Origin of the sequence: Caballeronia telluris (genome assembly GCF_001544495.1) — a bacterium.
GTDB lineage: Bacteria > Pseudomonadota > Gammaproteobacteria > Burkholderiales > Burkholderiaceae > Caballeronia > Caballeronia telluris.
In genome coordinates, this window is the sequence record NZ_FCNZ02000127.1 from 1 (window position 1) to 1,291 (window position 1,291).

The window sequence follows — 1,291 nt, forward strand, 5'->3', positions numbered from 1 at the left end:
CATCTACGCAGTCGCCGGGACATTTGCGTCGGCTCGTCCTCGGCCACCCTTATAATCCGGCATGACTCCATTCATCTCCCATGCAGCAAGCTTACGGCCGCCAGCACCGGCTGCTCGATTCATCGGTTTGTTGGTCGCGCATACCTCTGCGCGCCATTCACGGCCGGCGATCGTATGAAAATACCCAAACGACTTGCACCGCTTCTCGAGGAAGGCCTTATCGACGAAGTCATCGGCCAGTTGATGAGCGGGAAGGAGGCAACCGTCTATGTCGTGCGCAGCGGCGAATCGACACGTTGCGCAAAGGTCTACAAGGACGTGAATCAACGTAGTTTTCGGCAAGCCGCGTCGTATCGGGACGGTCGCAAGGTCAAGAACAGCCGGCAAGCGCGGGCGATGGAAAAAGGTACGCGCTACGGCCGTCAGATGCAGGAAGCGTCATGGCAGAACGCTGAAGTCGACGCGCTGTTCCGCCTCGCCGACGCAGGTGTGCGCGTGCCGCAACCCTATATTTGTACCGACGGCGTGTTGCTTATGGAGTTGGTGATCGACGAAGTGGGCGATGTCGCACCACGGCTCAACGATGTCGATCTGACCGAAGCCCGCGCCCTCGAACTGCACGCGCTTCTGCTGAACCAGGTTGTCCGGATGCTCTGCGCAGGGGTGATCCACGGCGACCTGTCGGAATACAACATCCTGCTTGCAGCGGACGGGCCGGTGATCATTGATCTGCCACAGGCCGTCGACGCAGCCGGCAACAATGAAGCCGCCTCGATGCTCAAGCGAGACGTTGACAACCTGGCCACGTACTTCGGACGGTTTGCCCCGCAAATACTCACAGCGAGTTATGGCCCGGAGATCTGGACGCTCTTCGAAGCAGGCCGGCTGCATGTCGATGCCAAGCTGACCGGTCGCATCGAGGTCGACACGCGACCTTTAGACCTCGACGGCGTGCTGCTGGAACTCGAAGAGACACGTCTTGAGGAGGACGCGCGAGCGCGGCGACAGCAGGAACTGAATGCAGGCCGGTAACCGTGCTCCATGTGCCCCGACGATTTCCTGAAAGTAAAGGTCTTCGAGGGTGTCTGGGAAGACCTTCACGGTAGTTCGCATCCTTAAGCGTTTCACGGCGACGGGCCCTTGGCTGAAATGGCTGAGCATTCGGTCGCAAGGCACCAAGGTGGACGTCCGCTTGGCCGGCGGATTCGACCGGTCGATGCAATAGTTTGCTGGAATCGCTCGACTGGCGGGGGTCCGCGCCGATCAGTCGATTTAGGACCGGATTCGGCCA

Annotated in this window: 1 protein-coding gene; it reads left to right on the forward strand. The window is 60.0% G+C overall.

What is annotated here, in order from left to right:
* Positions 1–174: 174 nt before the first annotated feature.
* Positions 175–1,032: a PA4780 family RIO1-like protein kinase gene (locus AWB66_RS32520; RefSeq protein ID WP_087634052.1), complete on the forward strand. Its 858-nt coding sequence runs from the start codon at positions 175–177 to the stop codon at positions 1,030–1,032.
* The last annotated feature ends 259 nt before the right edge of the window (positions 1,033–1,291 follow it).

Coding starts and splice junctions, on each gene's coding strand:
- AWB66_RS32520 (WP_087634052.1), top strand. CDS start 175: ATGAAAATACCCAAACGACTTGCACCGCTTCTCGAGGAAGGCCTTATC.